19 protein-coding genes are annotated in these 25,647 nt (G+C 63.2%); 16 read left to right on the top strand and 3 right to left on the bottom strand.

The genetic code is table 11. From position 1 onward, the window contains the following. Positions 1-18 precede the first annotated feature (18 nt). The gene (locus tag J6497_RS18790; protein WP_225705772.1) at positions 19-1,218 is read left to right on the top strand and encodes an ABC transporter substrate-binding protein; all 1,200 of its coding nucleotides are present in this window, start codon (positions 19-21) and stop codon (positions 1,216-1,218) included. Positions 1,219-1,325: 107 nt separating this feature from the next. Here the strand turns inward: J6497_RS18790 and J6497_RS18785 are convergent, their stop codons facing one another. Beyond that, positions 1,326-2,054 carry a transglutaminase-like cysteine peptidase gene (locus tag J6497_RS18785; protein WP_376708231.1) on the bottom strand — a complete coding sequence of 243 codons (729 nt, stop codon included), beginning with the start codon at positions 2,052-2,054 and terminating at the stop codon, positions 1,326-1,328. Between the two features lie 677 nt (positions 2,055-2,731). Between J6497_RS18785 and J6497_RS18780 the strand changes: the two genes are divergently transcribed. Further along, complete coding sequence (locus J6497_RS18780) at positions 2,732-6,865, top strand: nidogen-like domain-containing protein (protein WP_225705770.1); 4,134 nt, start codon at positions 2,732-2,734, stop codon at positions 6,863-6,865. 85 nt (positions 6,866-6,950) lie between these two features. Continuing rightward, positions 6,951-9,179, top strand: coding sequence for a CHASE2 domain-containing protein (locus tag J6497_RS18775; RefSeq protein WP_225705769.1), 2,229 nt, complete (start codon positions 6,951-6,953; stop codon positions 9,177-9,179). 108 nt (positions 9,180-9,287) lie between these two features. Here the strand turns inward: J6497_RS18775 and J6497_RS18770 are convergent, their stop codons facing one another. After that, the gene (locus J6497_RS18770) at positions 9,288-10,895 is read right to left on the bottom strand and encodes an ABC transporter substrate-binding protein (protein ID WP_225705768.1); all 1,608 of its coding nucleotides are present in this window, start codon (positions 10,893-10,895) and stop codon (positions 9,288-9,290) included. Between the two features lie 211 nt (positions 10,896-11,106). On the opposite strand from J6497_RS18770, the gene J6497_RS18765 reads away from it, so the two are divergent. The 10 genes from J6497_RS18765 (at position 11,107) to J6497_RS18720 (ending at position 22,220) form a co-directional block, all read left to right on the top strand. Then, entirely contained in the window at positions 11,107-12,762 is a 1,656-nt protein-coding gene (locus J6497_RS18765) for an ABC transporter substrate-binding protein (protein ID WP_225705767.1), read from the top strand. Positions 12,763-12,966: 204 nt separating this feature from the next. Next, the gene (locus J6497_RS18760; protein ID WP_225705766.1) at positions 12,967-13,920 is read left to right on the top strand and encodes an ABC transporter permease; all 954 of its coding nucleotides are present in this window, start codon (positions 12,967-12,969) and stop codon (positions 13,918-13,920) included. A 4-nt stretch (positions 13,921-13,924) separates the two neighbouring features. Then, positions 13,925-14,812 (top strand): ABC transporter permease, encoded by an 888-nt coding sequence (locus J6497_RS18755; RefSeq protein WP_225705765.1) that lies wholly within the window; start codon positions 13,925-13,927, stop codon positions 14,810-14,812. Between the two features lie 3 nt (positions 14,813-14,815). Beyond that, on the top strand, positions 14,816-15,883 hold the full coding sequence (locus J6497_RS18750) for an ABC transporter ATP-binding protein (RefSeq protein WP_225705764.1): 1,068 nt from the start codon (positions 14,816-14,818) through the stop codon (positions 15,881-15,883). Further along, the gene (locus J6497_RS18745; protein WP_225705763.1) at positions 15,880-16,077 is read left to right on the top strand and encodes a hypothetical protein; all 198 of its coding nucleotides are present in this window, start codon (positions 15,880-15,882) and stop codon (positions 16,075-16,077) included. The genes J6497_RS18750 and J6497_RS18745 overlap by 4 nt, the downstream gene beginning before the upstream one ends. Continuing rightward, positions 16,074-17,486: an amidase gene (locus J6497_RS18740; RefSeq protein WP_225705762.1), complete on the top strand. Its 1,413-nt coding sequence runs from the start codon at positions 16,074-16,076 to the stop codon at positions 17,484-17,486. The genes J6497_RS18745 and J6497_RS18740 overlap by 4 nt, the downstream gene beginning before the upstream one ends. Continuing rightward, a complete protein-coding gene (locus J6497_RS18735; RefSeq protein ID WP_225705761.1) occupies positions 17,483-18,460 on the top strand; it encodes an ABC transporter ATP-binding protein in 978 nt (325 codons plus the stop codon). The genes J6497_RS18740 and J6497_RS18735 overlap by 4 nt, the downstream gene beginning before the upstream one ends. A 212-nt stretch (positions 18,461-18,672) precedes the next feature. Beyond that, on the top strand, positions 18,673-18,942 hold the full coding sequence (locus J6497_RS18730; protein ID WP_225705760.1) for a GlsB/YeaQ/YmgE family stress response membrane protein: 270 nt from the start codon (positions 18,673-18,675) through the stop codon (positions 18,940-18,942). Between the two features lie 228 nt (positions 18,943-19,170). Beyond that, a complete protein-coding gene (locus tag J6497_RS18725; RefSeq protein ID WP_225705759.1) occupies positions 19,171-20,916 on the top strand; it encodes a type I secretion system permease/ATPase in 1,746 nt (581 codons plus the stop codon). Continuing rightward, positions 20,913-22,220, top strand: a complete 1,308-nt coding sequence (locus tag J6497_RS18720) for an HlyD family type I secretion periplasmic adaptor subunit (protein WP_225705758.1) — start codon at positions 20,913-20,915, stop codon at positions 22,218-22,220. The genes J6497_RS18725 and J6497_RS18720 overlap by 4 nt, the downstream gene beginning before the upstream one ends. A 183-nt stretch (positions 22,221-22,403) precedes the next feature. Here J6497_RS18720 and J6497_RS18715 read toward each other — a convergent pair whose 3' ends face one another. After that, positions 22,404-22,883, bottom strand: coding sequence for a CinA family protein (locus tag J6497_RS18715; RefSeq protein WP_225705757.1), 480 nt, complete (start codon positions 22,881-22,883; stop codon positions 22,404-22,406). A gap of 157 nt (positions 22,884-23,040) precedes the next feature. On the opposite strand from J6497_RS18715, the gene J6497_RS18710 reads away from it, so the two are divergent. From J6497_RS18710 to J6497_RS18700, 3 genes are read left to right on the top strand one after another with little or no spacing between them, the layout of a single operon-like run. Continuing rightward, complete coding sequence (locus tag J6497_RS18710; protein WP_225705756.1) at positions 23,041-24,123, top strand: amidohydrolase family protein; 1,083 nt, start codon at positions 23,041-23,043, stop codon at positions 24,121-24,123. Beyond that, entirely contained in the window at positions 24,120-25,229 is a 1,110-nt protein-coding gene (locus tag J6497_RS18705; RefSeq protein ID WP_225705755.1) for an amidohydrolase family protein, read from the top strand. The genes J6497_RS18710 and J6497_RS18705 overlap by 4 nt, the downstream gene beginning before the upstream one ends. Then, a complete protein-coding gene (locus J6497_RS18700) occupies positions 25,229-25,642 on the top strand; it encodes a Rieske (2Fe-2S) protein (protein WP_225705754.1) in 414 nt (137 codons plus the stop codon). Before J6497_RS18705 ends, J6497_RS18700 begins: the two co-directional genes overlap by 1 nt. Positions 25,643-25,647: the final 5 nt, after the last annotated feature.

The following is a 25,647-nucleotide window of genomic DNA, read 5'->3' as shown; positions in this document are numbered from 1 at the left end:
ATGGAGAGGAGGATCATTATGTCGAAAGCGTTCAAGGCATTGGGCCTTGCGGTGGGCGCGCTGGCGCTGACCCACCTGCCGGCGTCAGCGCAAACCAAGCTCACCAATGAAGGCATCTCGGCAAACGAGATCGTCATCGGCACCCATCAGGATCTGTCGGGTCCGATCAAGGTCTGGGGCGTGCCGGTCTCCAACGGCATGAAGATGGCGGTGGAGGAGATCAATGCGAGCGGCGGCATCAACGGCCGCAAGATCAAGATGATCCTGGAGGACAGCGGCTACGACCCGAAGAAGGCCGTGCTGGCCTCGCAGAAGATGGTCGAGCGCGACAAGATCTTCGCGATGATCGGCCCGATGGGCTCGCCGACCGTATTGGCTGCGCAGGACGTGCTGTTCGACGCCGGCGTGCTCCAGCTCTTTCCGCTGACGGCGGCGGAATTCACCTTCAAGTTCGATCCGAGCAAGCCGCAGGAGCGGTTGAAGTTCAACAACCTGCTGCCCTATGTCGAGAGCACGCGCGCCGCGCTCAAATACATGGTGGAGCAGAAGAACCCCAAGAAGCCCTGCATCATGCATCAGGATGACGAGTACGGCAAAAACGTGCTCGACGGCTTCACCCAGCAGGTCGCAGCGATGAAGCTGCAGCCGGCCTCGATCACGAGCTACAAGCGCGGGGCCTCCGACTTCAGCGCGCAGGTCGCCAAGATGAAGGCCGATGGCTGCGACCTTGTCGTGCTCGGCACCGTGATCCGCGAGACCATCGGCGCGATGAACGAGGCCAAGAAGCTCGGCTGGGATGTGACCTTCCTCGGCGCGACGCCGACCAACGTGCTTGAAGTGCCGGCGCTCGGCAAAGAAGCGGTGGAGGGCCTCTATGCGGCGTCCGGCTTCGAGATCCCCTATGAGGACACCGCCAAGGGCAAGGTGAAGGATTGGCTTGCCAACTACAAGAAGATGTTCGGCACCGACGCCAACACGCAGGCGATCATCGGCTATAACGCGGTGATGACGTTTGCCTTCTATGCGCAGAAGGCTGGCAAGGATTTGACCGGCCAGAAGATGCTGGATTCGCTCGAGTCGGGCGAAAAGTTCCTCGACATCTTCAATTCGCCGCCGACCAAGTTCTCCAAGACCGACCACCTTGCTAACACCATCACCCAGGTGCAGCAGATCAAGAACGGCCGCTGGGTGCTGACGAAGGACAGCCTGTCGTTCTGAGGGAGCGGTTATATTACTCGTCATTGCGAGCGAAGCGAAGCAATCCATGCCGCCACGGACGGAGAGATGGATTGCTTCGTCGCTTTCGCTCCTCGCAATGGCCGTGATTAGTGCAACGCCGCCTCTGCAACCAGCGGCTGATCCGTGTAACGCCGCACGCCGGCCTCATCGATCACGAATGCCGGGCGGTAGTTCCTGACGTCGGAATCGGTCACCATCATCATGCGGCGGTTGTCCAGCGTCAGCCACTGGCCGTCGAGCCGGACCGCGGCCACCGCATGATCCTCGCCGCGGAGCGCATCATGCATGATCACGATCCGCAGATCTTCCGGCGCCATGCCGGCCAGACGCAGCGCAACGAATTTGGCGATGGCGTAGTCCTCGCAATCGCCGGCGCCGCGCGCAAAGGTCATCAGCGGCGAAGCCCAGACGTCGATCGCGCCATACTGCACGAGATCGTCCGCAGGCCTGATCGCGAGATTGACGGCGCGATTGACTTCCCCGAGCCGGGGGCGGCCAGCGCGGGTCTTCGCGTCGTCGACGACGGCAAGGAATTTCAGTGCCGCTGGCGAGATGCAGCCCTCGCGATCGCCCTCGCACAGGGCAAGCTGCACCAGATCATCGGCTAGCCGGCGCTGCAGGCCGAGCCATTTGTCGTGCAATCCGCCCTCCGAGAGGATGGCTGTCGCGCGCCCGAAGGGTTCGATTGATTTCTTGATCAGGACCGCGCCCGCCGGCGACAGCAGCGTCCCCGCGCTGACCTGTGCGGCGGGAGCGAGGCAAAGCAGGCCAAAGGCCAGCATGAGCGCACGCAGCGCGCCCGAATAACCGAACATTCCCATCTGACACCCCCTGTCCGGGCATCGGCGGCGTTCGCCAGCGCGTGACCGGATCGTTTCGTGGGCGAGGATCGCGGAAGAGCGCTTGCGATCTGCTTAAGGAGGGGCGAACGGGCAGGAGAAATCCGGAAGACGCTGAAGCCGGTCTCGCCAGATCGTCGAAAATTTTATCGATCTTGCCCCGACCATCGAACCTTCCCGGGGTTAACGATGTCTTATACTTGATGCGTGCTTAACAGGTGCGTCCGCGAGCGGGGCTGGCGCAACGGCATCCGAAATCGTCGCACCGGTCAGGCGGTCGAACTTTCTGCGCATACGGCTAACGGGGACGGCATTTCGGTTGATCGGTAATCTACATCACATTGGGCGCGCGGGCGTCGTCGTAGGTTAGTCCGGTCGGGCGGGTGGCCGGCAGCCAGAAAACATTTTTTATCTCAAGAAGTAATTGAATTTACTTCAATTTAATGCAAATTAAATGGAGGCTCCATTGCGCTCTTCCGGCAACAACGCGCCTCGCACCGAGGCTGCTTCGAGCCAGGCCGGACGAAGCCTTCACGGCGACGCTGCTGATGGGCCTCGCACTCGGTGTGCGTGCTTTCGTGCGGTTTCTCGTAATGCTATGTAGTTTTGTGCAGGGAAATTTACATTTTTATTAACTATTTCTGGTGGCGGGATTGAACTACGCCGGCAAATTTGGATCGAGTGGGCTGGATTCTCTTTCCAATGCGCATGTCGATCTCGATTCGTTTTCATTCCGCGCTGACCACGCGGACAGCTTTATTGTTCCTGACGCGCATCTTCTGTTCTCGGGCAACTTCAACAAATCCGGCGACGATCTCGTCATCTCCGACGAGCTGCATCGCGTGGTGGTGCCCAACTACTTCCACGGCGACAAGCACCCGATGCTGCTTTCTCCCGAAGGCGCGTCGCTGGATCCGAAGGTCGTCGACGCGCTGACCGGCCACACGGTTTACGCACAGGCGGGCGCGCCGCCGGCGGCGAATCTGGTCGGCCATATCGCCAAGATGACCGGCAGTGCCAGCGTGGTGCGCGGCGGCGTCACCGTCGAACTGCATAATAGCGAAGCAGTCTATCAGAACGACGTGGTGCAGACCGGCAGTGGCTCCACGCTCGGCCTCGTCCTGAACGACGGCACCACGTTCAACCTCAACGCCAATGCGCGGTTGATGCTGAACGAGCTCACCTATGATGCCAGCAGCAGTTCAAACTCCTCGCTGATCACGTTGGTACAGGGCGCCGCCAGCTTCGTCGCGGGCCAGGTCGCCAGGACCGGCGACATGAAGGTCGCCACCCCGATTGCGACCATGGGCATCCGCGGGACTGCGGTCATCCTCGACATCTCCTCGGTCGACGGCACGGTGAAGATCTCGGTGATCGACCAGCAGGACAACCAGGTCCATGCTGTCCAGGTCTTCAACACGCGCGGCGTTCTGATCGGCACGGTGACCAGCAACGGCAGCATCCTGACGCTGACGCCGGCTGCGGCTTTCGAGCTGATCGCGCGGGAAAGCGCCAAGACGTTGGCGGAGATCGCGCAGGAATTTGCGACCTTCCAGGCAGTGCTCAATACCTACGACATCCGGAAGGCGATTGACCCGAACCTGCCGCAGCACACCGAGAACGACGCCAACCCGCGGACGAGGTATGCGTCGTACGGGAGCTCCACGGGCGCCGACTCGCCCGGTACGGAATTCATTTCGGCGTTCGGCAGTGGCAGCATTGATACGAACGGCACCGGCAGCAAGACCTTTATCGTTAAGATAGGTAACTTGGGTACCGAAGGAAGCACAAGCTTCCTGCAGGACTCAGGCGTTCCGCCGTCGCCGCAGCAGCAGCCGCAGCCGCAGATTAACGGCAGTGCCGCGGGCAGCGTGATTGAGGATCAGGCGACGATCGTAGCCGGCACGCTGGCGGTGCAAAACGTCAATAGCGCGCAAATCTTCCAGCCGGTGCCGTCCTCGGCGCTGGCCGGTAGCTATGGCAACTTCACGTTCGACGCGAACACTGGCGCATGGACTTATACGCTGGTCCATGAGGTGGCGAACCAACTCGCGGAAGGCCAGGTCGTGCATGACACGCTGACGGTGACGTCGGCGGATGGCACGCAGCAGGTCATCGATGTCACGGTCACCGGTTCGAACGATATGCCGATGGTGGCGTCCGGAACGGTTGCAGATCGCACGATCGAGGTGCTCGCTTCCACTTCTGGCAACGATCGCGTCAGTCCGGAACTTGCTGCTCAGCTTGATGCGCCGGGGTTGATTGGTAATCTTCCCGGTGGTTCGGGATATGGAGCACTGGCGCTTGCTGCGGGCGACGACAACTCATCCGTCGCGATCAACGTCACCCCGGTGTTCGGCGCGCAAGGCATCAATTTCTTTGGTCACTACTACACCTCGCTCTACATCAACAACAACGGCAACATCACGTTCGGCTCGCCGACCGACACTTACACGCCGAGCGTGATCGATGGAGGTCTGTTCAATCCGATAATCGCGGTGTTCTGGGCCGACGTAGACACCCGCGGCGGCGGTGCCGTTTATTACGATCTCGACGAAGTCAACGGCGTGATGACCATCACGTGGGATCACGTTGGATACTATTCATATGGAGCGGACAGACTCAATTCATTCCAACTGGTGCTGATCGACCAAGGCAACGGAAATTTCGACATCCAGTATCGCTACGGCGATATTCAGTGGACGACGGGCGAAGCAAGCGGTGGCTCCGGCGGACTTGGCGGAATTCCCGCGCGGGTCGGCTATTCAGCCGGCGACGGCATGCACTATTACGAGTTGCTGCAATCCGGAAATCAATCGGCGTTGCTCGAGCTTGGAGAGACGGACGGCAATACGGGCATCGACGGTGTCGATCAGTTTGAAGTGCGGAACGGTGACGTCGTCCCATCGTCCCTGACGACGACCGGCACGATCAATTTCTCCGATCCCGACCTTACCGATACTCACAACGTCCTGAGTGTAACCTATGTCGGTTCCGACCAGCCGCTCGGAACCCTGACTCTGGTCAAGCAGGCCGACACCACGGGTACCGGTACAGGCGGGCAATTCGTCTGGACCTACACCGCTGATCCTGCGGATGTGCGCGCTGCGCTCGGCGGACTGCCGAACCACAGTAAAGTCGAAACCTTCAACGTCGTGATCAGCGACGGACATGGTGGGACATTCACGCAGACTGTCTCCGTTACGTTGAACGAGCCCGACAATCATGCACCGGTCGTCTCGGGGGCCGTCACCGGATCGGCGACGGAAGATGGCGCGTCCAGCATTCTGGATACACTCGCCAACGCATCCGATGTCGACCAGAATGCGTTGACGGTCGTCGATGTTCCGACCCAGCTTCCGCCCGGTGTATCGTACGACGCGAACTCGCATGCATTCACGCTCGATCCCAGCGCCAGCGCCTACCAGTATCTGGCGGACGGCCAGCACACGACTGTGACCGTCCATTATGGCGTCTCCGACGGCACACTCGTTACGCCGGCTTCGGCGTCATGGACGATCACCGGCGCCAATGATGCGCCGGTCGCGGTGCCTGTAGTGCTGGCAAACGGCACCAAAGATGCATCTTACATCATTTGTGCCTCCGATCTCATCGCCGGCGTGAGCGATATCGACAGCCAGTTGCTTTCGATCACCGGTCTCAGCATTGCGAGCGGCGGCGGCTGCCTTGTCGACAATCAGAACGGCACATGGACTTACACGCCGGTTCCCGGACATGCCGGCCCGGTCAGCTTTACCTACACAGCCTCCGACGGGGCGCTCAGCGCGAACTCGACGGCAACCCTGACGCTGGACTGCGATAGCGCGCCGATCACGCCGGTCGCGGCCACCGTGCACTCGCCGGACGGTTACGACTTCACTACGTTCTATGACGACCTGGTGGCGAGCCAGTTCGCCAACGTCGACGAAACCGGCAGTCGCGCCTTCGTCGTCAACTTCGAAAAAGGCATCACTTTCGAGATGGTCGGAAGTGGCTACAGCTACGATCCAGAGACCGGCTCCATCTCCAACGTCATCAACGAGATCGATATTTTCGGCACGACCGATCCGACCCAAGCCACGGCGGCGAATCTGCTGGTCAGCACACTTGGCTGGAACATCAACGTTCAGGCCATCGTCAATCCCGACCAAGATCCTCCGTCCGATCCCGTGGTCCCGTCCACTGGCCTCGGCGCGTTCGACTTCGGCGCTGTTTCTTTCAACTATGTCGGCAGCACCGGCAGAGATGTGTTCCTGCCCAGCAATCATCCGGATGTCTTCAACGGCCTCGGCGGTCCGCTCGGCCCGACCGATCCGGGCTGCGACACCGTGAATTACTCGAGCGCAAGCGGCCCCATCAGCGTCGATCTGCTCACCGGCGCCACTGCGGGCGCCGCGGCCGCAGGCGATCTCTTCTTCTCGATCGAGAATCTACGCGGTACCGCTTTCAGCGACACGCTGGCGGGTGACGGCCACAACAACGTGCTGTTCGGCGGTGCCGGCAACGACGCCTTCGTCTTCAAGCAAACGCCTGACGGTATCGGCCACGACACGATCGGCGACTTCGCGCCGGGCCAGGACAAGATCGCGCTGGACTATGTCGCGTTCGATCCGAACTCTCAGGAGAGCTTCAACGCTTGGTTCCAGGATCACGTCTCTGTCGCGCAGAACAGCAACGACGTGCTGATCGACCTCGATGGCAACAATCACAATACCATCTTGCTGAAGAACCTCGAGCTCGCCAATCTGCATGCCAACGACTTCATCTTCCCGCCAGGCAGCGTCTGACCGAGAAGGTGCACATGCCTGGGTGCACTGCACCTTGTAAAACTCCCGGCGTGATCAAACGACGCGGGCGTGATATCGAAGCGGCATGGGACGGCTGAAGGCATTGGGAAGATGGTTCAACCGGCGCTTCGGCTATGCGCGGCTCGCCTGCCTTGCGCTGTTGGTCGGCTTTGCCGCGCTCAGGGTGTTCGATCCGCTGCCGTTGGAGGAACTCCGGCTCAGGACCTTTGATAGCTTCCAGGTCATCGAGCCCAGGGTCAAGACGATCAGGCCGGTCACCATCGTCGATATCGACGAAAAGAGTCTGGCCGAGCTCGGCCAGTTTCCCTGGCCGCGCACGCGGATCGCCGATCTCGTCACCAACCTGACCCGGCTTGGTGCGGTCGTGATCGCCTTCGATATCGTGTTCTCCGAGCCCGACCGGCTCAATCCGGATGCCGCCGCCGAGACGATCCGCAACCTCGATGAGGAGACCAAGGCGAAGCTGCGGGCGCTGCCGAGCAACGATCAGATCCTGGCGGGTGCGATGACCAAGTCGCGTGTGGTGCTGGGCGCGTCCGGCCTGCCGTTCGTGGTCGCCGAATTCGACAAGTCGCTGCCGCTGACGCCGCTCGCCATGAAGGGCGAGGAGCCGCAGCGCTTCATGTTCGATTTTCCCGGCCTGCTCCGCAACGTCCATGTACTGGAGCAGGCCGCGGCCGGACGCGGCCTGTTCACGATCAAGCCCGAGCGGGACGGTATTGTCCGCCGCGTGCCGATGGTCATGCTGGCGCAGGGCGTCACCATGCCGTCGCTGAGCTTCGAGGTGCTGCGGGTTGCGAGCGGCTCCGGCACCGTGCTGATCGATACGGACAAGGCCGGCATCAAGAGCCTGTCGCTCCGCGGCCTGCAGATTCCGACCGACCACAATGGCCAGCTCTGGGTGCACTTCGCCCATGCCGACCCTTCGATCTACGTCTCGGCAGTCGATGTGCTGCACGGGCGGGTGCCGCCGGAGAAGATCCAGGGCAAGCTGGTCCTGATCGGCACCTCGTCGGTCGGGCTGAACGACATCAAGACCACGCCAGTCACGCCCGCGATGCCCGGCGTGGAGGTCCATGCTCAGGTGCTGGAAAGCGCGTTGAGCGGAGCCGGTGTGTCGCAACCGAACTACGGCATCGCATTCGAATTCGCAGCTGCGCTGGTGTTCGGCCTGCTCGTGATCGCGTTTGCGCCGCTGTTCGGGCCGATCACGTTGGTCGGCTTAGGTGCGGTGTTCGCGACCGCGCTGATCGGCACCTCCTGGTACTTCTACACGCAGCACCGCCTGCTTATCGATTTCACCTATCCGTTGATGTCGACCACGGCGATCTATCTCACGCTGATCTTCTCGAGCTTCGTCCGCGAGCAGCAGCAGCGGAAGCAGATTCGCGGCGCGTTCGCCCAGTACATGTCGCCCGCGCTGGTCGAGCAGCTCGCGCAGTCGCCGGAGAAGCTCGTGCTCGGCGGCGAGGAGCGCGAGATGACCATCATGTTCTCCGACGTCCGCGGCTTCACCACGATCTCGGAATCCTACAAGCACGATCCACAAGGGTTAACCGCCCTTATGAACCGCTTCCTGACGCCGCTCACCAATGCGATCCTCGTCCACAAGGGGACGATCGACAAATATATGGGCGACGCCATCATGGCGTTCTGGAACGCGCCGCTCGACGACAAGGAGCACGAGATCAACGCCTGCGCGGCGGCCATTGACATGCTCGAGCGCATCGACGAGCTGAACAGATTGCGCAAGGATGAGGCCGATGCGGGCGGCCACGTCTACATCCCGCTCAATGTCGGCATCGGCCTCAACACCGGCATCTGCGTGGTCGGCAATATGGGCTCCGACCTGCGCTTCGACTACTCCGTGCTCGGCGACAGCGTCAATCTCGCCTCGCGCCTCGAAGGGCAATCAAAGGAATACGGCTTCCCGATCATCGTAGGATCGAAGACCGCGCTTGCCGCGAAGGACAGGTTCGCGATCCTCGAGCTCGACTTCATCATGGTCAAGGGCAAGCAGGAGCCGGAGGTGATCTACGCGATCGCCGGACGCGAGGACGTCGCGCAGTCCGGACGCTTCCAGCGTCTGCGCAATCTCACTATCGAGATGTTGGGCTGTTATCGCGGCCGCGACTGGGAAGGCGCGTTAGCCGCCATCGAGCGCGGCCGCAAGACCGACGAGGGCCACGCGCTGGAACAGCTGTATAATCTCTATGAAGCGCGCATCCGCCATTTCCAGCAGCAGCCGCCCCCCGAAGACTGGAGCGGCGCCTTCGCACTGCTGACGAAGTGACGCGGCGATTTTGTGGTGGGCAAAGGCGCACTTGCGCCGTGCCGACCATTCAAACTCCGCTCGGGATGGTGGGCACGCTTCGCTTTGCCCACCCTTGTATTCGTGGCCCTACTGCAACCCGATCTGCGTCAGGTCCTGGAACCAGTGCTGCGCCTGCACGAACGTCTTGACCTTCGGCGACAGCGCATGCGGGTTGGTGTCGTGCACCACCCACACCAGAGTCGCATCGTCGACGATCAGCGCATGCGCCTGCGCCAATAGTTCGTCCTGCTTGGTGGTGTCGAAGGTCTGCTTGGCCTCGTCGATCAGCGCGTCCACCTTCGGATTCTTGTAACCGCCCCAGTTGACGCCGACAGGCGCGATCTGGCCGGAGTGGAAGAAGCGCACGATCGCGTAGAGCGGGTCCGAGGTCACATAGGCGATGTTGTTGGCGGTGATACCGGCGTTCATCTCGTCGGCCGCGCCCTTGCGCCAATGCGTATATAAAGTCTCGAGCTCGACCACCTTGAACTCGACGTCGATGCCGATCTCCTTGAAGCTCTGCTGCAGGAATTCGTTCATCGGCAGCGACAGCATTTGTCCGGTGCCGCCCTGGGCGATGATGAAGGTCGTCTTCAGCGGCTTCTCCTTGGAGTAGCCGGCTTCCTGCACAAGCTTCTTGGCCGTGGCGAGATCATATTTGATGTCGAAGGTTGGCTTGCCGAACCACGGGCTCGACGGGTCGACCTGGCCCTTGGCAGGTTTTGCCAATCCGTTCATCAGCCCGACCACGGCATCGCGATCGATCGCGAGGTTGAGCGCCTTGCGCAGGCGGATGTCGGTCCAGGGCGAGCCGGGCAGCACGCTCAAGTGATAGTTCCAGACGTGCGGAGTGATGTTGTCGACGATCTTCATGCCGGCGGCCTTGAGCTGCGGCACGGCGTCCGGTGCCGGCGTCTCGATCAGGTCGACCTGTCCCGCGAGCAGCGCGTTGGTGCGCGTCAATGCCTCCGGCATCGGGATCAGCACCATCTTGTCGACCTTGGGGAGGCGCTTCTTGTTCCAGTAGTCCTCGTTCTTGGTGAGCTCAGCGAGCTCACGCGGCACCAGCTTGGTCAATTTGAACGGGCCGGTGCCGGAGGGCTGGCTTGCGAACTTGTCCCAGTCCTTGCCGAGCTTTTCATATTGCGCGGGGCTCGAGACCAGGAACCAGAGCATCTGGTATGGGAAGAAGGAGTCGACCGTCTTGGTTGTGATCTCCACGGTGAAATCGTCGATCTTGGCGTAGCTGGCGACCGAGGGCAGGCGGGTCTTCACCTGCGCGCTCTGCCGCTTGTCGAACTGCGGTGCCTTATCGTTCAGCACCTTGTCGAGATTCCAGATCACCGCGTCGGCGTTGAAGTCGCTGCCGTCATGGAATTTGACGCCCTTGCGCAGCGTGAAGCGCCACTTGGTCTTGTCCTTGTCGTCGACCTTCCACTCCGTGGCGAGGCCGGGCACCAATTTGCCCGGGCGTTCCGCGACATCCATCTCCCAGGCGACCAGGGGATCGTAGATCGTATAGGCGGTGAACTGATAGGCACCTGCGCCGCGATCGGGCTGGCCAGTCGTGAGCGGGATATCCGCCATCGAGATTCCGTAGCGCACCACGGACTCGGCCTGCGCCGGCTTGGCGCTCCAGCCTGCGCCAATGGCAAGCGCCAAGGCAGCTACGAGAATTGAATGTCGGGTGCGCATGTTGCTGAAGCTCCGTTGGCGTATTCCGAATACCTGATGCCAACGTGCAAGCTTGATGCCAGAATAGGCACAACTTTGCGCGCCGCGGTGCCCACTGAGAAGAATCGACGCATCCGGAGGCGATTTTCCGCAGAACTATTCCCCTTGGCACAGGCATTGCATGCGATTGCCCAACAATTAGTCACCCGAAGTTGAAGAAGGGACCTTTGCGATGCGTACTGAGAAAACCAAGACGATGGCGCTGGCCGCGGCGCTGGCGATAGCGCTGGCAGGCCTGCCGCGCGCAGCCGGCGCCGAAACGGTGCTGCGCATCGGCATGACCGCTGCCGATATTCCGCGCACGCTCGGGCAGCCCGACCAGGGTTTTGAGGGCAACCGCTTCACCGGGCTCACGATGTATGACGGGCTGACGATGTGGGACCTGTCGTCGGCCGACAAGGCGAGCGTCGTCATCCCCGGCCTTGCGACCGAGTGGAAGGTCGACGATTCCGACAAGAAGAAATGGATCTTCAAGCTGCGTCCCGGCGTCACCTTCCATGATGGCTCGCCGTTCAATGCCGATGCCGTGGTCTGGAATGTGGACAAGGTGCTCAAGCAGAATGCACCGCAGTTCGATCCGAGCCAGGTCGGCGTCACGGCCTCGCGCATGCCGACCCTGGCCTCGGCGCGCAAGATCGACGACATGACGGTGGAGCTCACCACCAAGGAGCCGGACAGCTTCCTGCCGATCAACCTGACCAATCTGTTCATGGCGAGCCCGGCAAAGTGGCAGAAGTTCTACGACACTGCCGAAGGTGCCGACGCCAAGGCGAAATCGCAGGCCGCCTGGGCGGCGTTCGCCAGGGACGCCTCCGGCACCGGCCCGTGGAAGATGACGAAGTTCACGCCGCGCGAGCGGCTCGAGCTCGTCAAGAACGCTGCTTATTGGGACAAGGCGCGCGTTCCGAAGGTCGACAAGATGGTGCTGCTGCCGATGCCGGAAGCCAATGCGCGCACTGCGGCGCTGCTCTCGGGCCAGGTCGATTGGGTCGAAGCGCCGGCGCCGGACGCGCTGCCCGAGATCAACCAGCGTGGCTTCGTGCTCTACAGCAATGAAGAGCCGCATGTCTGGCCGTGGCAGTTCTCCCGCATCGAGGGCTCGCCCTGGAATGACATCCGCGTCCGCAAGGCCGCCAATCTCTGCGTCGACCGCGAAGGTCTGCGCGATGGGCTGCTCGCCGGGTTGATGGTGCCGGCGACCGGCACCTTCGAGCCGGGACATCCCTGGCGGGGAAAACCGACCTTCCAGATCAAGTACGACAAGCCTGCCGCGCAGAAGCTGATGCGGGAAGCTGGCTACGGTCCGAACAAGAAGCTGACGGTGAAGATCCAGACCTCGGCTTCAGGCTCTGGCCAGATGCTGCCTTTGCCGATGAACGAATATCTGCAGCAGGCGCTCGCCGAATGCTATTTCGACGTGCAGCTCGACGTGATCGAATGGAACACGCTGTTCACCAATTGGCGGCGCGGTGCCAAGGACCCGACTGCCAATGGTGCCAACGCCACCAACGTCACCTATGCGGCGATGGACCCGTTCTTCGCGCTGGTGCGCTTCCTGCAGTCATCGATGGCGCCACCGGTCTCGAACAATTGGGGCTATATCAACAACCCCAAGTTCGATGAATTGGTGACCAAGGCCCGCCAGAGCTTCGATCCCGCAGCGCGCGATGCGGCGCTGGCCGAACTGCATGCGGCTTCCGTCGACGACGCGGCGTTCCTTTACGTCGCCCACGACGTCGCGCCACGCGCGATGAGCCCAAAGGTCAAGGGTTTCGTGCAGCCGAAGAGTTGGTTCGTCGACTTCTCGCCGATCTCGATGACGCCGTAGGCGCACGTTGCGCTGATTTACCCTCTCTCCTTGTGGGAGAGGGTGGCTTCGCGGAACGCGAAGCCGGGTGAGGGGTCTGTTTCCGCGGACACGCCTCTTTCCTTCAACGACCTCAGCATCCGCGGATAGAACCCCTCATCCGGCGCGGACGAAAGTCCGCGCCACCTTCTCCCACAAGGGGAGAAGGTAAGAAGAAAGCTAGTCGTGTTTGCCTATATCGCCAGACGCATCGTCTATGTGATCCCGATCGTCATCAGCGTCGCGCTGGTGTGTTTCCTGCTCGTGCACATCACGCCCGGTGACCCGCTGGTCGCGGTGCTGCCGGCCGACGCCTCGCAGGAGCTGGCGGCGCAATTGCGCACCGCCTATGGCTTCGACCGCCCGCTGCCGGTGCAATTCGGGCTGTGGCTGTGGCGCGCGTTGAATGGCGATCTCGGCAATTCCATTGCGACCGGCCGGCCGGTGCTGTCGGAGGTGATGCGCGCCGTTGGCAACACCGTGACGCTTGCGATCTTCGCGGCGCTGATCGGTTTCACGCTTGGGCTCTTGTTCGGCCTGATCGCCGGCTATTTCCGCGACAGCTGGATCGACAAAACAGCGACTTCGTTTGCGATCGCCGGCGTCTCGGTGCCGCATTACTGGCTTGGCATGGTGCTGGTGATCATCTTTTCGGTGCAGCTCAACTGGCTGCCCGCGGTTGGCGCCGGTCCCGGCGGCTCCGGTGCGTGGGCGTGGGACTGGGATCATCTCCGCTATCTGATCCTGCCCGCGGTCACGAGCTCGGTGATCCCGATGGGCATCGTCACCCGCACGGTGCGCGCGCTGACCGGCGATATCCTCTCGCAGGATTTCGTCGAGGCCCTGCGCGCCAAGGGCCTGCGCGAGACCAACGTGTTCCGCCACGTCGTCAAGAACGCCGCTCCCACAGCGCTCGCGGTGATGGGATTGCAGCTCGGCTACATGCTCGGTGGCTCGATCCTGATCGAGACCGTGTTCTCCTGGCCGGGCTCGGGACTGCTGTTGAACTCCGCGATCTTTCAGCGCGATCTGCCGCTGCTGCAGGGCACGATCCTGGTGCTCGCGCTGTTCTTCGTGCTGCTCAACCTCCTGGTCGACATCGCGCAGGCCGCGATCGACCCGCGGATCAAGCGAGGCTAGCGCGATGAGCACGATCACCGATCTCGTATTGCAAGCCGCTCCCGCGACGAAGGCGCGCGGCTATTGGGCGACCGTCGGTCGCCGCATCATGCGCGACAAGGTCAGCATGGCCTGCGCGCTCATTCTGATCCTGATCTTTGCCTCGGCACTGCTGGCGCCCTGGCTCGGGCTCGCCGATCCCTACCAGGGCTCGATGATCCGACGGCTTCGCCATATCGGCACACCGGGCTATCTGCTCGGCACCGACGAGCTCGGCCGAGATATGCTGTCGCGTCTCGTCTATGGCGGACGTCTGTCGCTGATCATCGGCATCCTGCCGGTGATCTTGGCCTTCGTGATCGGCACCGGGCTCGGACTGGTCGCGGGTTATGTCGGCGGCAAGCTCAACACCGCGATCATGCGCACCATCGACGTGTTCTACGCGTTTCCCTCGGTGCTCCTGGCGATCGCGATCTCGGGCGCGCTGGGCGCCGGCATTGTCAACTCCATCGTGTCGCTCACCGTCGTGTTCGTACCGCAGATCACCCGCGTTGCCGAAAGCGTGACGACCGGCGTGCGCAACATGGATTTCGTCGAAGCCGCGCGCGCCTCTGGTGCGGGTCCGCTCACCATCATGCGCGTGCACATGCTCGGCAACGTGCTGGGCCCGATCTTCGTTTACGCCACCGGCCTGATCTCGGTGTCGATGATCCTTGCCGCCGGTCTTTCGTTCCTCGGTCTCGGCACAAAGCCGCCGGAGCCGGAATGGGGTCTGATGCTGAACACGCTGCGCACCGCGATCTACGTCAATCCCTGGGTCGCGGCACTCCCGGGGGTGATGATCTTCGCGGTGTCGATCTGCTTCAACCTTTTGAGCGACGGCATGCGCAGCGCCATGGACATCCGGAACTGAATCATGAGCGAGATACATTCACACGTCGATATGCTTGCCCCCGTCGAGGACGTCGGCGGCGCCGCGCAGCCGCTGCTTCAGGTGACGGGCCTGACCAAGCACTTCCCGGTGCGCGGTGAATTGTTCGGTGCGCGCAAGACCGTGCGGGCGGTCGATAATGTCTCCTTCGCGATTGCCAAGGGCGAGACCGTCGGCATTGTCGGCGAGTCCGGCTGCGGCAAGTCGACCACTGCGCGGCTCCTGATGCACCTGATGAAGCGCGACTCCGGAGAGATCATCTATGACGGCATGCAGGTCGGCCGTACGCTGTCGTTGCGCGAATTGCGCCGCGGCATGCAGATGGTGTTTCAGGACAGCTACGCCTCGCTCAATCCGCGCCTCACCATCGAGGAATCCATTGCCTTCGGCCCGAAGGTGCATGGCATGGCAGATGGTGCCGCACGGGCGCTCGCGCGCGAGCTGCTCGGCAAGGTGGGTTTGCGGCCCGAAAACTTCGCCAACCGCTACCCGCACGAGATCTCCGGCGGCCAGCGTCAGCGCGTCAACATCGCGCGTGCCTTGGCGCTGTCGCCGCGGCTGGTGATCCTCGATGAAGCCGTCTCCGCGCTCGATAAATCCGTCGAGGCGCAGGTGCTCAACCTGCTCGCGGATCTCAAGCGCGAGTTCGGGCTGACCTATCTCTTCATCAGCCACGACCTCAACGTCGTCCGCTACATCTCTGACCGCGTGCTGGTGATGTATCTCGGCGAAGTCGTCGAGCTCGGCCCGGTCGACAAGGTCTGGGATCAGCCTGCGCATCCCTATACCCGCGCGCTGCTTGCGGCGATGCCATCCTCCGATCCGGACAAGCGGACGGAGGTGCCGCCGATCTCGGGCGATCCACCGAACCCGATCGATCCGCCGCCGGGCTGCCGGTTTCACACCCGCTGCCCGTTTGCGGAGCCGCTCTGCGCAAAAGCCACTCCACAACTGACTACGCTCGATAGTACGGGTCATCAGGCGGCGTGCTACATGGCCATTCCGGGCTCGGGGCACAGCCGCGCACCGGCAAGGGAGGAAGAGGCGGCATGACGAAACCCAGTCCCAAGGAAGCGATGGCGACGGCCGACGTCGCAGGCGTGCCCGTCGACGGCGAAGTCGCGGCGCGGATTTCCAATTCGATCAGTCCGGCTTTCGCCGGCTTTGCGCCGGTCGCCGGCACCCTGCCGTTTGATCTCGAGCCCGCAAGCTTCCTGCTCGCACAGACCGCGAAGGTGTCGAAATGAGCGCCGAACTCGCCTTAATGTCGCTGACCGCGGCTGCGAAAGTGATCGCCGAGAAGAAAGCCTCCTCGCGTGAGGTGACGCGAGCCTTGCTGCATCGCATCGCGGAGTGGCAGCCAAAGCTCAACGCCTTCATGGCACTCGAGTCCGAACAGGCGCTCGTCGCCGCCGATGAAGCCGACGCGGAACTCGCCAGGGGCAAGAGCCGCGGCGTTCTCCACGGCGTGCCGCTTGCGCACAAGGACATGTACTACGAGGCGGGCAAGGTCGTGACCTGCGGCTCGCTGATCCGCCGCGACTTCGTCGCCAAGACCACGGCGACCGCGCTGCAGCGGCTGAAGGATGCCGGCAGCATTCGGCTCGGCTCGCTGCAGATGGTCGAGTTTGCCTACGGCCCAACCGGCCACAACGTGCATTACGGCCCGGTCCATAATCCCTGGAACGTCGATCACATCACCGGCGGCTCGTCCTCCGGCTCCGGTTCGGCGGTCGCCGCGCGGTTGACCTTCGCGGCGCTCGGATCCGACACGGGGGGCTCGGTCCGGATGCCTGCGCATTTCTGTGGTGTCACCGGCTTGAAGACAACGGTCGGCCGCGTCAGCCGCGCGGGCGCAATGCCGCTGTCGCAATCGCTCGACACCGTCGGCCCGTTGGCGCAGACCGCGGAAGATTGCGCGCTGCTGCTCGGCCTGATGGCGGGTAGCGACCCTGAGGATCCGACCGCCTCGACCGCGCCGGTGCCGGATTATCTGGAAGCCACCAAAGGTTCGCTGAAAGGCCTCAAGATCGGCGTGCCGACCGCCTTCTATGTCGACGATCTCGACTCTGAAGTGGCGCGCATTCTCGACGAGGCCATCGCGCTCCTCAAGCGCGAGGGCGCGGAGATCGTCAAGGTCGAACTGCCCGACCAGCGTCAACTCAGCTCGGCGTCTCAGATCGTGCTTGCCGTCGAGGCTGCGGCTTTCCACAAGCGCTGGATGATCGAGCGTCCGCAGGATTACGGTCCGCAGGTGTTGATGCGGCTGCAGAACGGGCTTGCCGTTCCCGCCGTCAGCTATCTCGAAGCGATGCGCTGGCGCGGTCCGGCGCTCGCCGCCTACAATGCTGCGGTTGCCGGCGTGGACGCGGTGATCGCGCCGGCCGCGCCGGTGCCCGCGCCGACCATCGCCGAGAGCGATGTCGGCAATGGCCCTGGCGCCGAGGCGGTGATCCAGCGCCTGACGCGCTTCACCCGCCCGGTCAACTATCTCGGTCTGCCGTCGCTGGCGATCCCCTCGGGCTTCACCCGCGCTGGGCTCCCGGTCGGCATGCAACTGATCGGCCGCTCCTTCGAGGAAGCCACGCTGCTTCGCATCGGTGCGGCGTTCCAGCGGGCCACCGATTTTCACGCCAAGGTGCCGAAGCTCGTATGACCAATCTTGTCGAAGTCCGAGATCTCAACATCCGCTTCACCGGCGAACGCACGGTGCACGCCGTCAATGATCTGAGCCTCTCGCTCGGTGAGGGCGAAGTGCTCGGCCTGCTCGGCGAATCCGGCTCCGGCAAGAGCGTCACGCTGCGCGCGCTGATGCGACTGTTGCCGAAAAAGCGGACGCAGATCTCGGGCAGCGTCACAGTGTTGGGACAGGATGTGCTGGCGATGGACGACGAGGCGCTGTCGAATTTTCGCGGCCAGACCGTCTCGATGATCTTCCAGGAGCCGGCGCTCGCGCTTGATCCTGTCTACACCATCGGCCGTCAGATCGCGGAAACCGTGATGCGGCACGAGGGCAAGGGCGAGCGCGAGGGGATGGCGCGTGCGCTCGAGATGCTGGAGGTGGTGCGCATCCCCTCCGCCAAGCGCCGGCTCGACTCCTATCCGCACGAGATGTCGGGCGGCATGCGGCAGCGCGCGATGATTGCGCTCGCGCTCGCCTGCAAGCCGAAGATCCTGCTCGCGGACGAGCCGACCACCGCGCTCGATGCCACCGTGCAGATCCAGATCCTGCTCCTGCTGCGCGAATTGCAGCGCGAGTTCGGCATGTCGGTGATCTTTGTGACCCACGACATCGGGGTCGCGGTCGAGATCTGCGACCGCGTCGCTGTCATGTATGCCGGCCAGATCGTCGAGCAGGGCAGTCTCCGTGGCATCGTGCGTTCCCCGGTCCACCCTTACGCCAAGGGCTTGTTGGCCTCGACCATTCATGGGGCCAAGCGTGGGGAACGGCTGGAGACGATCCCGGGCACGCCGCCCTCGCTCGATCGCGCGCCGACCAGTTGCTCCTTCGCGCCACGCTGCAGCCTGGCGCAGCCGCGCTGCAGCGAGCAGTTGCCGCCCGTGGTGCAGGTGGCGCCGGACCGCATGGCGCGGTGCGTCCTGGCTGAGCCGGCTGTTGCCACGGCGTAACACCGCCGTCGCTGTCACCTCGGCGTCAAGAAAACTCCGCCAGATTCCAGTCGTCACGTCACCTGATTGTGGTTAGCTTTCCGCCGCGACGCACTAAAGTGCCAGGGCTTTGGGCCATCGCACTTTACGTTGTTGTTTAAGCATGATCTTTCCGGAAAACCGGTACCATTCTTCCGGATCATGCTTTAGGCGCGGGGACCAGGGGATTTCAGATGTACATTTCCAACGAGGGCATTCTCGTCATCCTGTTTGTCGGCCTGATCGCCGGCTGGCTGGCCGGCAAGATCGTGCGCGGCACCGGTTTCGGCATCATCGGCGACATCCTGGTCGGCATCGCCGGCGCGCTGGTGGCAAGCTATCTGTTTCCGAAGCTCGGCATCCGCCTCGGCACCGGGCTCGTCTCGGAAATCGTCTATTCCGCGATCGGCGCCATCCTGCTGCTCGTGGTCGTCCGGCTGATCCGGGGCGGCGGCCGGTTCTAGGGCTCTTCTCCGGAACCGCGTCGTAATCCGGGTTGCGCGTTGCGCCGCCCTCGGGACCGCGGGCTGTTGTCAATTAACTATCGTGGTTCAGCCGGTATGCTTGCGTGTGCCGGAACCGCAACGAGGTTAACGCAACCTAATGAATGTTGGGGCGTCGCAAATGGACGCTGGCCGCAAACAACGGTAAAACCCGGTGATTACGTAGCCCTTTTGTAGAGATGAGAATTGATGGCAGCCACTCCCGGCGTCCGGCGTTCCGAACTCGGCGATGCGCTGCGCGCCTGCCGGTCCGCTTTCATCGGCGTCGGCCTGATGAGCTGCGTGATCAACGTTCTGTATCTGACCGGCTCGATCTTCATGCTGGAGGTCTACGACCGCGTGCTGCCGAGCCGCAGCGTGCCGACCCTGATCGGCCTGGTCGCGCTCGCCGCCGGCCTTTACGTCGCGCAGGGCGTGCTTGATCTCCTGCGCGGACGGGTCCTCGGGCGGATCGGCACCTCGCTGGACGAAGCGATCAACGCGCGTGTGTTCGAGACCATCGTGCGCCTGCCGCTGCTGATGGGCAATCGCACCGAAGGCCTGCAGCCGCTGCGCGATCTGGACAATGTCAGGTCGTTCCTCGGCAGCCAGGGGCCGGGCGCATTCTTCGACCTGCCGTGGCTGCCGCTCTATATGGCGATCTGCTTTGCATTCCACTGGCTGCTCGGCGTCACCGCACTGGTTGGCGCGATCATCCTGATCACGTTGACGCTGATCACCGAATTCATGTCGCGCAGCCCTGCCAAGGAGGCGATGACGCTCGCCGCCCGTCGCAATGATCTCGCGGCGGCGAGCCGCCGCAACGCCGAAGTGCTGGTGGCGATGGGCATGTCCGGTCGGCTGGGGCGGCGCTGGAGCGAGGCCAACGAGAATTATCTCGCGGGCAACCAGCGCGCGAGCGACGTCGCCGGCGGGCTTGGCGCGGTCGCCAAGGTGCTGCGCATGATGCTGCAGTCCGCGGTGCTCGCGGTCGGCGCCTATCTGGTCATCTACCAGGAGGCGACCGGCGGCATCATCATCGCGGGTTCGATCCTGAGTGCCCGCGCGCTGGCGCCGGTCGATCTTGCGATCGCGCATTGGAAAGGATTTGTCGCAGCGCGGCAGAGTTGGGAGCGTCTCAACCGGCTGCTGCAGCAGATGCCTGCCGCAGGTACTCAGACTTTGCTGCAGGCGCCGACCAAACGGCTCTCAGTCGAAGCGGTCTCGCTCGCGGCGCCAGGCGACCAGCGGGTGATCGTGACGGACGTGACCTTTGCGCTCGAAGCCGGCAGCGGCGTCGGCATTATCGGTCCCAGCGGCTCCGGCAAATCGTCGCTGGTGCGCGCGCTGGTCGGCGTCTGGATGCCGTTCCGCGGCAAGGTGCGGCTCGATGGTGCCGCGCTCGACCAATGGTCACCGGACGTGCTGGGCCGCTACGTCGGCTATCTGCCGCAGGACGTCGAATTGTTCGCGGGTACGGTGGCGCAGAATATCTGTCGGTTCGACGCGGAAGCGAAGTCGGACGATATCATCGCCGCCGCCAAGGAGGCCGGCGTGCACGAGATGATCATCAAGATGCGCGAAGGCTACGACACGCAGGTGGGCGAGCAGGGCGCGGCGCTGTCGGCCGGCCAGGCGCAGCGGATCGCGCTGGCGCGTGCGCTCTATGGCAATCCATTCCTGATCGTGCTGGACGAGCCGAACTCCAATCTCGACAGCGAAGGTGACGAGGCGCTGACGCGGGCGGTGCGCTCGGCGCGCGAGCGCGGCGCGGTTGTGGTGGTGGTGGCGCATCGGCCGATCGGGATCGAAGGCGTCGACCAGATCCTGGTGCTGAAGGACGGCCGCATGCAGACCTTTGGCCCGAAGGAAACCGTGCTGGCGCAGGTGCTGCAGCCGCGCGTCGCCCCGACGCCACCGGTCAAGATCGTCTCGGAGGCCGGAGCCAAATCATGAGCGAGGAATCGCGCGGGGCGCAGCGCTCGATCCGGCTGCATCTGATCATTGGCCTCGTCGTGGTGCTGGTGGTAGCCGGCGGCTTCGGCGGTTGGGCCTCCACCGTGCCGATCTCGGGCGCCCTGATCGCGCCGGGGTCGGTGGTGGTCGATTCCAATGTCAAGAAGGTGCAGCACCCGACCGGCGGCGTGGTTGGCGAGGTGCGCGTGCGCGACGGCGACCTCGTCAAAACGGGCGACATTGTGGTGCGACTGGACGAGACGGTGGTCAAGGCGAGCCTTGCGATCGTGGTCAAGACGCTCAACGGGCTCTACGCGCGCGCCGCGCGTCTTGAGGCCGAGCAGCAGGGCCGCGACAAGATCGTCTTTCCGAAGGCGCTGACCGACCGCGCCGACGATCCCGATGTCCGCGACGTCATGGCCAGCGAAACCAAGCTGTTCGAGGTTCGCGTCAACGGCCGCACCGGCCAGAAGGCGCAGTTGCGCGAACGCGTCGCCCAGCTCAACGAGGAGATCGCCGGCCTCAGAGCGCAGGAGGTCGCCAAGGACAGGGAGATCGAGCTGGTGCAGAAGGAGCTGGTCGGCGTCCGCCAGCTCTTTGACCAGCACCTGGTGCAGTTGACGCGGCTGACCACGCTGGAGCGCGACGCGGCGCGGCTTGCCGGCGAGCGGGCGCAATACATCGCCGCCCGTGCGCAGGCTAAGGGCAAGATCACCGAGACCGAGCTGCAGATCATCCAGGTCGACAAGGACATGCTATCCGAAGTCTCCAAGGATCTGCGCGAGACCAACGACAAGATCGGCGAATTCGTCGAGCGCAAGGTCACCGCCGAAGACCAGCTTCGCCGCATCGACATCCGCGCGCCGCAGGACGGCATGGTGCTGCAGTCGACGGTGCACACCGTCGGCGGCGTGATCACTGCGGGCGACGCCATCATGATGATCGTGCCGCAGGCCGACGATCTCTCGGTGGAGGCCAAGGTCAATCCGCAGGATATCGACAAGCTGCAGATCGGCCAGAAGACGCTGCTGCGCCTCTCGGCCTTCAACCAGCGCACCACGCCGGAGATCAACGGCGTCGTCACCCGCGTCTCCGCCGACGTCACCACCGACCAGCGGACGGGCCAGAGCTCGTACACCATCCGCGTCTCGATGCCGCCGGACGAGGTCAAGCGCCTTGGCGACGTCAAGATCATCCCGGGCATGCCGGTCGAAGCCTTCGTCCAGACCGGCGACCGCACCATGCTGTCCTATTTGATTAAGCCGCTGAGCGACCAGTTCATGCGCTCGTTCCGGGAGAAATAACTCCCGTCATCCCAGGCTTGAGACGACGACCCTTCAGACTTGGGCAGATCCTTCCGCGAGTCGTCCCCGCGAAGGCGGGGACCCATAACCACAGGCGTCAGTTTGTTGATGCTGACGTCTACCGCCGCGCCTAAGCCGATAGCGCAACGCGGTATGGGTCCCGGCTCAAGGCCGGGACGACAGCTAGCGTAGGTTTTCCAAAAGCAAATTCAGCGCCGCTTTCGCAAACGCCTGCATGTTCGCTTGCCGGTCGCAGCTCGCGGTCTCGAGCGTAATCACGGCTTCCACAGGGCCCGCCACCGCCATGTAGCTATGGCCCGCCGCGTCGCCATAGCGGTTGCCGGTCGGGCCCGTCGCACCGGTTTCGGAGAGGCCCCAGTCGGCTGCAAGGCGCGCGCGGATCTGGCTCGCGAGCAGTTTGGCGTAAGGTTCCGACGCCGAGCGGATGCCCTTCATCGCCTCATTGGGAATGTCCATCAGCACGCGCCGCGCATCGCGGGTGTAGATCACGCCGCCGCCGATGAAATAGGCCGAGGCGCCGGGGACGGTGAGCAGCGCGGCCGATATCAAGCCGCCGGTCGAGGATTCCGCGACTGCAATCGTCTGCTTCCGCTCGATCAGCTTGGCCGCAATCTTTTCCGCAATGGACACCAGTTCGTTCATCGGGCGCCTCTCTTGTTGTTTGCCATGAAAATTCTCTGGGGCGTCCTGCCTTCCTAGCACACCAGTTCGGTGCCTGCCGAGTTGCGGGCCAGTGGCAGGCCTGATTGAATGCTATTCAACCAATGGCGCTGCGCATGCGCTTAAACGAGGAAACGTCATGACGTCGCCGATCGCGGGCGGCGTGGATTGCGACCTGCATCCCGCCGTGCCCCATCTGACCAGCCTGTTGCCGTATATGAACGACTACTGGCGCGACCAGGTGACGACGCGCGGCATGACGGATTTGCTTTCGCAATCCTATCCGGTCAATTCGCCGATCTCGGCGCGCCCGGATTGGCGGCCGGCGCAGGGCAAGCCGGGCTCGAGCCTTGCCGACATGCAGCGCCAGGCGCTCGACAAGTTCGCTGTCGCCTACGGCATCTGCAATCCGCTCTATGGCGTGCAGATGGTGTTCAGCGAGGACATGGCGGATGCGTTCTGCCGCGCGCTGAACGACTGGCTCGCCAGGGAATGGCTCGACAAGGACGATCGCCTGCGCGGTTCGATCGTTATCCCCGTGCAGAGCATCGACAAATCGGTGAAGGAGATCGAGCGCTGCGCCAGTGATCCACGCTTCGTCCAGGTGCTGATGCTGGTGATGGGCGACATGCCGCTCGGCAAGCGGCACTACTGGCCGATCTATGCCACGGCGGAGCGCTTGGGCCTGCCGATCGGCGTGCACGCCGGCAGCGCCTATCACAATCCGCCGACCTCGGTCGGCTGGGGCTCCTATCATATCGAGGACTATGTCGCGCAGGCCCAGGCGTTCCAGACGCAACTCACCAGCGTGATCGTCGAGGGCGTGTTCGCCCGCCATCCGAACCTGAAAATGGTGATGCTGGAGTCCGGCTTCACCTGGCTGCCGCCTTATCTCTGGCGCTTGCACAAGTTCTGGCGCGGCGTCCGCATGGAGACGCCGTGGGTCGATCGCGCGCCGCTGGAGATTGTGCGCAGCAACATCCGCTTCTCGCTGCAGCCGGTGGACGCGCCGTCGGAAGGTGAGACGCTGAACCGCCTGTTCGACCATATGCAGTCGGACGAATTGCTCCTATTCTCGACCGACTATCCGCACTGGCAATTCGATGGCGACGAGGCGCTGCCGAAGGGGATTTCTCCCGACCTCGTCCGCAAGATCATGATCGACAATCCGCTCGCGACCTACAGCCGATTGAAGGAATCAGCAAAAGAGGTGACGACATGAACATTCAGATTCGTGAACGTCCGGAGGCTGCCTCGTCTTCCAGCGTCAAGACTGCGATCGCGGATTGCGACATCCATCCGGCGCGCGCCACCCAAACCGAGCTGTATCCATTCCTCGCCAAGCGCTGGCACGCACATCTCGAAACCTTCGGCGTCCACGCCTATCAGGGCATGATGGGTGGTCCACCCTATCCCAAGGCGCAGCCTAATGCGTCGCGCCGCGACGCCTACCCGCCGGAAGGCGGTCCGCAGGGTTCCTCGCTTTCCTTCATGCAGCAGCAGCATCTCGACCCGAACAATGTCGCGCTCGGCGTGCTCAACCCGCTTAACACCGGGCAGGGCATCCGCAATCAGGATCTGGCAGCGGCGATCTGTTCTGCCGTCAACGACTGGCAGATCGAGAAATGGACCAGCAAGGATTCGCGCCTGAAAGGCTCGGTTGTTGTCGCCAATGAGGAAGGGCAGGCCGCCGCCGCGGAGATCCGCAAGCGCGCCGGTGATGCGAACTTCGTGCAGGTCCTGCTGCTCAGCCGCAATGTCGAGCCGCTCGGCCAGCGCCGCTATTGGCCGATCTATGAGGCGGCGGAGGAAGCCGGACTTCCGGTCGGCGTGCATGCCTTCGGCTTCGGCGGCAATCCCATCACCGCCTCGGGCTGGCCGAGCTACTACATCGAGGAGATGGTCGGCCACTCGCAGTGCCAGCAGACCGCGCTGGCGAGCCTTGTGCTCGAAGGCGTGTTCGAGCGCTTCCCGAAATTGAGGATGGTGATGGTCGAGGCCGGCTTCGGCTGGGCGCCGTCACTGGCCTGGCGTCTCGACAAGGTGTTCGAGCGCCTGCATGCCGAGGTGCCGCATCTGAGGCGCAAGCCGTCGGACTATATCCGCGACCACATCTGGTGGACCACGCAGCCGATGGAGGATCCGGAGCGGCGCGATCATCTGTTCCAAACCATCGAATGGATCGGCTGGGACAAGCTGCTGTTCGCGACCGACTACCCGCATTGGGACTATGACGAGCCCTCGCGCGTGCTGCCGGCCGGCGTCAGCGATGCCAACAAGCAGGCGTTCTATCTCGACAATGCGCGCAAGCTGTACGGACTTTCTTGATGGCAAGACATGTGGTTGCCCCGGTGAATGAGCTGCCGCCGGGCACAAGGAAGTTCCTGGAGATCGATGGCCGGCCCATTACGGTCTTCAACGTCAAGGGCGAGTTCTTCGGCCTCTTGAATCGCTGCCCGCATCAGGGCGCCTCGCTGTGCGAAGGACCGTTGATCGGGCTCGCCCAATCGTCAGACCCGGGCGAGATCGAGTACACGAAATTCGGCGAGATCATCCGCTGCCCCTGGCACGGCTGGGAGTTCGACATCCGCACTGGCCAGTCCTACTGCGACCCCAAGCGCTTCCGCGCGCGGGCCTATCCGGTCAATGTCGAGCCGGGCACCAATCTGGTGAAGGGCCCGTATGTCGCCGAGACCATCTCGGTCTCGGTGGAAAGCGACTACGTCGTGGTGGATTTATAGTTCGG

Origin of the sequence: Bradyrhizobium cenepequi (genome assembly GCF_020329485.1) — a bacterium.
Classification (GTDB): domain Bacteria; phylum Pseudomonadota; class Alphaproteobacteria; order Rhizobiales; family Xanthobacteraceae; genus Bradyrhizobium; species Bradyrhizobium cenepequi.
This window is presented reverse-complemented; position numbering and strand designations above follow the sequence as displayed.